Annotated in this window: 9 protein-coding genes; 8 read left to right on the top strand and 1 reads right to left on the bottom strand. The window is 72.4% G+C overall.

Features of this window, described 5'->3' with window-relative positions; genetic code table 11:
• Positions 1-75 precede the first annotated feature (75 nt).
• Both ACFWBT_RS40140 and ACFWBT_RS40135 read left to right on the top strand, forming a co-directional pair.
• Positions 76-636, top strand: coding sequence for a hydrogenase maturation protease (locus ACFWBT_RS40140; RefSeq protein ID WP_385708953.1), 561 nt, complete (start codon positions 76-78; stop codon positions 634-636).
• A 17-nt stretch (positions 637-653) separates the two neighbouring features.
• Positions 654-758 (top strand): DUF6893 family small protein, encoded by a 105-nt coding sequence (locus tag ACFWBT_RS40135; protein ID WP_385708950.1) that lies wholly within the window; start codon positions 654-656, stop codon positions 756-758.
• Here the strand turns inward: ACFWBT_RS40135 and ACFWBT_RS40130 are convergent.
• On the bottom strand, positions 734-1,171 hold the full coding sequence (locus tag ACFWBT_RS40130; RefSeq protein WP_385708947.1) for a helix-turn-helix transcriptional regulator: 438 nt from the start codon (positions 1,169-1,171) through the stop codon (positions 734-736). The two genes, ACFWBT_RS40135 and ACFWBT_RS40130, sit on opposite strands and share 25 nt — an antisense overlap.
• A gap of 88 nt (positions 1,172-1,259) precedes the next feature.
• Between ACFWBT_RS40130 and ACFWBT_RS40125 the strand changes: the two genes are divergently transcribed.
• The 6 genes from ACFWBT_RS40125 to hypE all read left to right on the top strand — a co-directional run bounded on the left by ACFWBT_RS40125 (position 1,260) and on the right by hypE (position 7,451).
• On the top strand, positions 1,260-1,709 hold the full coding sequence (locus tag ACFWBT_RS40125; protein ID WP_385708945.1) for a hydrogenase maturation nickel metallochaperone HypA: 450 nt from the start codon (positions 1,260-1,262) through the stop codon (positions 1,707-1,709).
• Positions 1,693-2,544, top strand: coding sequence for a hydrogenase nickel incorporation protein HypB (gene hypB, locus ACFWBT_RS40120; protein ID WP_385708942.1), 852 nt, complete (start codon positions 1,693-1,695; stop codon positions 2,542-2,544). The genes ACFWBT_RS40125 and hypB overlap by 17 nt, the downstream gene beginning before the upstream one ends.
• Complete coding sequence (gene hypF / locus ACFWBT_RS40115) at positions 2,541-4,898, top strand: carbamoyltransferase HypF (protein ID WP_385708939.1); 2,358 nt, start codon at positions 2,541-2,543, stop codon at positions 4,896-4,898. The genes hypB and hypF overlap by 4 nt, the downstream gene beginning before the upstream one ends.
• Positions 4,899-4,934: 36 nt before the next feature.
• Positions 4,935-5,273, top strand: a complete 339-nt coding sequence (locus ACFWBT_RS40110) for a HypC/HybG/HupF family hydrogenase formation chaperone (protein WP_385708936.1) — start codon at positions 4,935-4,937, stop codon at positions 5,271-5,273.
• Positions 5,270-6,388: a hydrogenase formation protein HypD gene (gene hypD / locus ACFWBT_RS40105; protein WP_385708934.1), complete on the top strand. Its 1,119-nt coding sequence runs from the start codon at positions 5,270-5,272 to the stop codon at positions 6,386-6,388. Before ACFWBT_RS40110 ends, hypD begins: the two co-directional genes overlap by 4 nt.
• 73 nt (positions 6,389-6,461) lie before the next feature.
• The gene (gene hypE / locus ACFWBT_RS40100) at positions 6,462-7,451 is read left to right on the top strand and encodes a hydrogenase expression/formation protein HypE (protein WP_385708955.1); all 990 of its coding nucleotides are present in this window, start codon (positions 6,462-6,464) and stop codon (positions 7,449-7,451) included.
• The last annotated feature ends 88 nt before the right edge of the window (positions 7,452-7,539 follow it).

The following is a 7,539-nucleotide window of genomic DNA, read 5'->3' as shown; positions in this document are numbered from 1 at the left end:
GGACGTACGCCGCGCCCAGGGCCGCTTCCTGTACTTCAAGCCCGACGAGGTGGCCCCGCTGAAGGAGGAGGCGACATGACCGGACCCGATCGCACCGACGCCTCCGGTACGGCAGAACCGGACGGGACCCGCCGGGTCCTGGTAGCCGGGGTCGGCAACGTGTTCCTCCAGGACGACGGATTCGGGGTGGAGACCGTACGGCGCCTCGCCGTCCGCACGCCCGAGCTGCCGCCCGGCGTCGAGCTGATGGACGCCGGTATCCGCGGGGTGCACCTCGCCTACCGGCTGCTGGAGGGCTATCGGGCCCTCGTGCTGGTGGACATCGTCAGCCGGGGAGGCCCGCCGGGCACGCTCTACACGATCGACGTCGGCCCCGAGCCCCCCGCGGCCCGGCCCGAGCCGGGGCCGATGGACACACACGCCATGGACCCCGCCACCGTGCTGGCCCTGCTGCACGATCTGCACGCCGGCGCGGGCGGCACTCTCCCCGAGGAGGTCTACGTCATCGGCTGCGAACCCCGCGACACGGACGAGGGCATGGGCCTGACACCCCCGGTGGCCGAAGCCGTGGAGGCCGCCGCCGACCTGGTGCTCGACCTGGTACGCCGCGCTGCCTCTGTACCCCAGAGGAGCTGACCACGATGGAGGCAAGGATGGAATGGCAATGGGTGGGCGTGGCCGCGGGCCTCGTCCTGGCCTACGGAGTCGCCAGGAACCTGCCGGACATCCGCCGCTACTTGCGCATGCGGCGCATGTGATCCGGCGTCCGCGCATGATCCGGCGCACGTGCGCCGGCGCCCGGGCCTTCGCCCGTGCGCCCCGCACGGCCACCGACGTCCTCGAGCTGCACGTACCGCTCGAGGAAGAGATGCAGGGTGCCGTGGAGTTCGCCCAGGCGGACGAACCACAGGGCGAGGTTCATGGCGCCCTGCTGGGTGATCGCGTAGACGCGGCGTGCGGGGCCGCTCTCGGAGGCGTGCCAGTGGGACGTGACCTCACCGCTGCTCTCCATGCCCCGCAGCAGCCGGTACACATGCGCCTGATCGGCGTCGGCACAGCCGAAAGCACCCAGGCGCTGCACCAGCTCGTAGCCATGCCCTTGGCGTTCGGCCAGCAGCAGGAGCAGCACCGGGGTGAGCAGAGCGCGTCGCTCGACCTCGTGGCCAGTCATCGTCCTCTCAGAGTAACCAGCCATGCGCGAACCCCACACCTGGGCGCCGGACGGCCCCACGAGGGTCCGGCGGCGGGAGGTGAGGGCCGTGCATGAACTGTCCATCGCCGTGGCGGTCGTCGAACAGGTCGAGGAGGCCCTGCGGGAACAGGGCGGCACGGTCGCGTCGCTGACCCTGCGGATCGGCGAGCTCGCGGGGGTGGTGCCCGAGGCGCTGGACTTCTCGTTCGGTCTGGCGACGGAGGGCACCGCGCTGGCGGGGGCGCGCCTGCTGATCGAGACTGTCGAGGCACGGGCGCACTGCGACGGCTGCGGCCGCGAGGCGCCGACCGGGATGCCTCCGGTGCTGTGGTGCGCCGCCTGCGGGGCCACGCTGACCCTGCTCAGCGGCCGGGAGCTGGAGATCGTCCGGGTGACGCTGGCCGACCGCCCCCTGGAGGGGAAGAGCGACGCGAAGAGCGCGGACGACGGGCCACGGGCCGCGCCGTCCGGGCTGCCGACACGCGACGAGGAGACGAGCCATGTGCCGCACGGTTGACCTTCATCAGGCCGTCCTCGCCAAGAACGACGAGAACGCCCTGGCCCTGCGCAGCTATCTGGGTGACCGCGGCACGGTGGCGGTGAATCTGCTGTCCAGTCCCGGCAGCGGCAAGACGGCCCTGCTCGAACAACTGCTCGCCCGCGCCGTCGCGGGCGGAACCCCGGCCGCCGCCGTCACCGCCGACCTGGCGACCGAGAACGACGCGACACGGCTGGCCAGGTCCGGTGCCCCGGTGCGGCAGATCCTCACCGACGGGCTCTGCCATCTGGAGGCGGGCATGCTCCAGCGCCGGCTCGAGGACTGGCTGCCCGAGGGCACGCGCCTGCTGTTCGTCGAGAACGTCGGCAATCTCGTCTGCCCGGCCTCCTACGACCTCGGGGAGACCCTGCGCATCGCGCTCGCGTCGGTGACGGAGGGCGAGGACAAGCCGGTCAAGTACCCGGCGGCCTTCGGACTCGCGCACCTGGTCGTGATCACCAAGACCGACATCGCGGACGCCGTCGGCTTCGACCGGGAGGCGTTCCTGGCGGGTGTTCAGCAGGTCAACCCCGGAGTGCCGGTCCTGGAGACCTCGGCCCGCACCGGCCAGGGAGTCGACGCGCTGCTGGCCCACATCCTGCGCTGCGCGGCCGGCGACGAGGCCCACGTCCCCGTCCTGGCACGGCAGCACGAGCGGTACCTGCACAGCCACGAGAACGGCGACGGCCACCCCCGAACGGAGGAGCACCCGCACGCGGACGGCCCCTCGCCCGCCGACGGACACCAGCACCCGCACCAGCGGGAGGACGGGGCCGCCCGGAGCCGGACGCCCGCTCAGGAGCACGCGCGGTGAAACGGACCCCGGGGCGCGAGCGCAGGCACGTCACCGTCACGGGCGTCGTCCAGGGAGTTGGTTTCCGGCCCTTCGTGTACACCCTCGCCGAGGAGCTGGGGCTGACCGGCTGGGTCACCAACAACGCGCGGGGCGTCGAGGCCGAGGTCGAGGGCCCGGCCGCCGACGTCGAGACGTTCTGCGTCCGGATCGGGACGCGTCCGCCGCCGCTCGCGGTCGTCGAGTCGGTCGAGCACCGTGCCGTGGCCCTGGAGAACGACGGATCGGCGTTCACCATCCGTCCCTCCTCCGGCGGCCCAGGACGCACGCTCGTCTCCCCGGACACCGCCACCTGCGACGCCTGTCTGGGCGAGCTCGCGGACCCCGCCGACCGGCGGTACCGGCACCCGTTCATCACCTGCACCCACTGCGGCCCCCGGTTCACCATCGTGACCTCGTTGCCGTACGACCGGGACCGCACCACCATGGCGGGCTTCCCGATGTGCGCGGACTGCGCCCGCGAGTACACCGACCCGGCCGACCGGCGCTTCCACGCCCAGCCGATCGCCTGCCCCGCCTGCGGCCCCCGGCTCACCCTTCGCACCGGACCCGGCGATCCGGGCGAGCTGCACGACGAGCGGGCGATCACCGAGGCCCGCCGGCTGCTGGCCGAGGGTGCCGTGGTGGCGATCAAGGGGATCGGCGGCTACCACCTGGCGTGCGACGCGGGCGACCCCGCGGCCGTCCGCACCCTGCGCAAGCGCAAGAACCGTGGCGGCAAGCCCTTCGCCGTGCTGGCCGACTCGCTGGAGACCGTGCGCCGGCTGGCCCACGTCGGACCGGCGGAGCGGGAGTTGCTGCTCGGGCCGCGCAAGCCGGTGGTCCTGCTGCGGCGGCGGGCGGCCTCCGGCGAGATCGCGGCGGGGGTCGCCCCCGGCAGCCCCGACCTCGGCTTCATGCTCCCGTACACGCCGGTGCACCGGCTGCTGCTCGGTCTGCCCGGTGATCCACCGGGCCCGGCCGTCCTCGTCATGACCAGCGGAAACCGCTCGGGCGAACCCATCGTCACCGACGACGCCGAGGCGCTGACCCGGCTGGCGGGGCTGGCCGACGCCTGGCTCGCCCACGACCGCCCCATCCACGTGCCCTGCGACGACTCGGTGGTACGGGTCTGCGCGGGAGCCGAGCTTCCGGTGCGCCGTTCGCGCGGCTACGCCCCCTTCCCGATCGCGCTCCCGCTCCCGGTGGTCCCGGCGCTGGCCGTGGGCGGCGACCTGAAGAACGCCTTCTGCGCCGGGGACGGCCGTTACGCCTGGCTGTCCGCGCACGTCGGGGACATGGACGACCTGGCCACCCTGACCGCCTTCGAGCGGGCCACGGGCCATCTGACGGACCTCACCGCCGTCGCGCCGCGGCTGCTGATCGCCGACCGGCATCCCGGCTATCGCGCCACCCAGTGGGCGCGGCGCGCCGCCGAGGCCCGCGGCCTGCCGCTGCGCCGGGTGCAGCACCACCACGCCCATGTCGCTTCCGCCATGGCCGAGCACGGTCTCGACGGCTCGGCCCCGGTGATCGGGATCGCCTTCGACGGGACCGGATACGGCGACGACGGTGCCGTGTGGGGCGGCGAGGTGCTGCTCGCCGACTACGACGGGTACCGGCGGTTCGCCCATTTGGGCTATACGGCGCTGCCGGGCGGCGACGCGGCCGTACGCAACCCCTACCGGATGGCGCTGTCGCACCTGCGGACGGCGGGACTGCCCTGGTCCGACGAGCTGCCGTGCGCCGCGGCCGCCACCCCGGAGGAGCGGCGGCTGCTCGAACGGCAGCTGGAGCGGGGGTTCAACTGCGTGCCCACGTCGAGCATGGGCCGCCTCTTCGACGCGGTGTCCTCGCTCGCGGGGGTCTGCCACCGGGTGGAGTACGAGGCGCAGGCGGCGATGGAGCTGGAGAACGCGGCACTGGACGATCTGGCGGGGCCGCTCGGCGACGACGAGCGGAACGACGGGTACCGGTTCATGCTGAGAACGGTCCGTCAGGATCCCGAGGCGCCGCTGATCGCCGATCCGGCCCCGGTCCTGGCCGCCGCCGTCGCGGACGTCCGTGCCGGTGTCACGGCCGGTCCGGTGGCGCGTCGGTTCCACCGGGCCGTGGTCGCCCTGGTCCAGGAGGTGTGCACGGTGGCGCGAGAGCGGACCGGCATCCGCACGGTGGCCCTCAGCGGCGGGGTGTTCTGCAACGCCCTGCTCACCGAGGGCTGCGGCGCCGTTCTGGAACGGGACGGCTTCACCGTACTGAGGCACCACAGGGTTCCCCCCAATGACGGCGGTCTGGCCCTCGGGCAGCTGATCGTCGCCGCACGAGCGCGGGACTAGCGCGGCGGGAGCGCAGGAGCGAGTCAGGAGAGAGTCATGTGTCTGGCCGTACCCGGCCGAGTGCTGGAGATCGAGGAACGCGACGCGACGCGGATGGCCAAGGTGGACTTCGGCGGTGTCGTCAAGGACGTGTGTCTGGAGTACGTGCCGGACATGCAGGTCGGTGACTACGCCATCGTCCATGTGGGATTCGCGTTGCAGCGGCTGGACGAGGAGTCGGCCAAACAGACCCTGGAGCTCTTCGAGAACCTCGGGGTGCTGGAGGAGGAGTTCGGCGACGCCTGGGGCAAGGCCGCCCGGGACGCGGGCGCCGAACGCCCCGCCGGAACCGAACCCGTACCCGTGGATGGCGTCGAGAAGGAGGCACGGCCATGAAGTACCTGGACGAGTTCAGCGACCCTGTCCTTGCCAAGCGGCTCTTCGACGACATCAGGGCGACCACCACCCGGCCCTGGTCGATCATGGAGGTCTGCGGCGGTCAGACGCACTCGATCATCCGCCACGGCATCGACCAGCTGCTGCCCGAGGAGATCCAGCTGATCCACGGGCCGGGCTGTCCGGTCTGTGTGACCCCGCTGGAGATCATCGACAAGGCACTGGAGATCGCCTCCCGCCCGGACGTGATCTTCTGCTCCTTCGGCGACATGCTGCGCGTGCCCGGCAGCGGACGCGACCTGTTCAAGGTCAAGAGCGAGGGCGCGGACGTACGGGTCGTGTACTCGCCGCTGGACGCCCTGAAGATCGCGCAGGAGAACCCCGACCGGCAGGTCGTGTTCTTCGGCATCGGCTTCGAGACCACCGCGCCGCCCAACGCGATGACCGTCTACCAGGCCAAGAAGCTGGGCATCCCCAACTTCAGCCTGCTCGTCTCGCACGTCAAGGTGCCTCCGGCCATCGACGCGATCATGAACTCGCCGGACTGCCGGGTGCAGGCGTTCCTCGCCGCCGGGCACGTCTGCACGGTGATGGGCATGGGCGAGTATCCCGAACTCGCCGAGCGGCACCGGGTGCCGATCGTGGTGACCGGGTTCGAGCCGCTGGACATCCTGGAGGGCATCCGCCGCGCGGTACGGCAGCTGGAGGCCGGGCAGCACACCGTGGAGAACGCCTATCCGCGGGCGGTGCAGCAGGAAGGAAGCCCGGCGGCCCGGGCCATGCTCTCCGACGTCTTCGAGGTGACCGACCGGGCCTGGCGCGGGATCGGCATGATTCCGCAGAGCGGCTGGCGCCTGTCGCCCAAGTACCGCGAGTACGACGCCGAGCACCGCTTCTCGGTGACCGGCATCGACACCCAGGAGTCGACCGTCTGCCGCAGCGGCGAGGTGCTCCAGGGCCTCATCAAGCCGCACGAGTGCGCCGCGTTCGGCAAGGAGTGCACCCCGCGCAATCCGCTGGGCGCGACGATGGTCTCCAGCGAGGGCGCGTGCGCCGCCTACTACCTCTACCGGCGGCTGGAGGCCCCGGACAAGGAGGCGAGTTCCGTTGGGTGACTCCGCTTCGGCTCCCGTCGACTTCTCCTCCTGGACCTGTCCCGCGCCGCTGCGCGACCACGACAGGATCGTGATGGGGCACGGCGGTGGCGGCACGCTCTCCGCCGAACTGGTGGAGCACCTGTTCGCGCCGGCCTTCGGCAGCGACGTGCTCGCCGAGCTCGGCGACTCCGCGCTAGTGCGGCTGGGCGGCGCCCGGCTCGCCTTCTCCACCGATTCCTTCGTCGTCCGCCCGCTGTTCTTCCCCGGCGGCAGCATCGGGGACCTCGCCGTCAACGGCACGGTCAACGACCTGGCCATGGCGGGGGCCGTACCGGCCTACCTCTCCTGCGGGTTCATCCTCGAAGAGGGCGTCGAGCTCTCCGTCGTGGGACGCGTGGCCGAGGCACTGGGCGAGGCGGCCCGGACGGCCGGGGTCGTGGTCGCGACCGGCGACACCAAGGTCGTCGACGCGGGCCACGGCGACGGCATCTTCATCAACACCGCCGGGATCGGCCTGATCCCGGACGGCGTCGACATCCGCCCGCAGCGCGCGGCACCCGGAGACGTGGTGCTGGTCAGCGGACCGATCGGCGTGCACGGGGTGGCGATCATGAGCGTGCGGGAGGGGCTGGAGTTCGGCGTCGAGATCCAGAGCGACACCGCGTCGCTGGCCGGTCTGGTCGCGGACATGCTGGCCGTCTGCCCCGACCTCCATGTGCTGCGCGATCCGACCCGTGGCGGCCTGGCCACCTCCCTGAACGAGATCGCCGCGGCCGCGCGAGTCGGCATCACGCTCGACGAGCGGTCCCTGCCCATCCCGGAGACGGTCGCCAACGCCTGCGCCTTCCTCGGCCTCGACCCGCTGTACGTGGCCAACGAGGGCAAGCTGGTGGCGTTCGTGGCGCCGGAGCACGCCGACGCCGTGCTCGCGGCGATGCGCGCCCACCCGCTCGGCAAGGAGTCGGTGGCGATCGGCCACTGCGTCCCCGACCACCCCGGCATGGTGGTCGCGGCCACCGGCCTGGGCGGCACCCGCGTGGTGGACATGCCGCTCGGCGAGCAACTGCCGCGCATCTGCTGACCCATCGCACCGGCCGACACCCGTCCGCCGGCACCCGGCATTCCCGAGGCCGGCCCCCGGTGACGACCCGCATCAAGCGGGCGTCACC

The organism is Streptomyces sp. NPDC060027 (assembly GCF_042737005.1).
Taxonomy (GTDB): Bacteria; Actinomycetota; Actinomycetes; order Streptomycetales; family Streptomycetaceae; genus Streptomyces.
The sequence above is the reverse complement of the archived record's forward strand: the minus strand, read 5'-3'. Positions and strand labels throughout refer to the sequence as shown.

Excerpts from the sequence above, each read along its gene's own strand:
- hypB (WP_385708942.1), top strand. The coding sequence starts at position 1,693 with ATGTGCCGCACGGTTGACCTTCATCAGGCCGTCCTCGCCAAGAACGAC.
- ACFWBT_RS40130 (WP_385708947.1), bottom strand. The coding sequence starts at position 1,171 with ATGACTGGCCACGAGGTCGAGCGACGCGCTCTGCTCACCCCGGTGCTG.
- hypE (WP_385708955.1), top strand. The coding sequence starts at position 6,462 with ATGGGGCACGGCGGTGGCGGCACGCTCTCCGCCGAACTGGTGGAGCAC.
- ACFWBT_RS40110 (WP_385708936.1), top strand. The coding sequence starts at position 4,935 with ATGTGTCTGGCCGTACCCGGCCGAGTGCTGGAGATCGAGGAACGCGAC.
- ACFWBT_RS40140 (WP_385708953.1), top strand. The coding sequence starts at position 76 with ATGACCGGACCCGATCGCACCGACGCCTCCGGTACGGCAGAACCGGAC.
- hypD (WP_385708934.1), top strand. The coding sequence starts at position 5,270 with ATGAAGTACCTGGACGAGTTCAGCGACCCTGTCCTTGCCAAGCGGCTC.
- ACFWBT_RS40135 (WP_385708950.1), top strand. The coding sequence starts at position 654 with ATGGAATGGCAATGGGTGGGCGTGGCCGCGGGCCTCGTCCTGGCCTAC.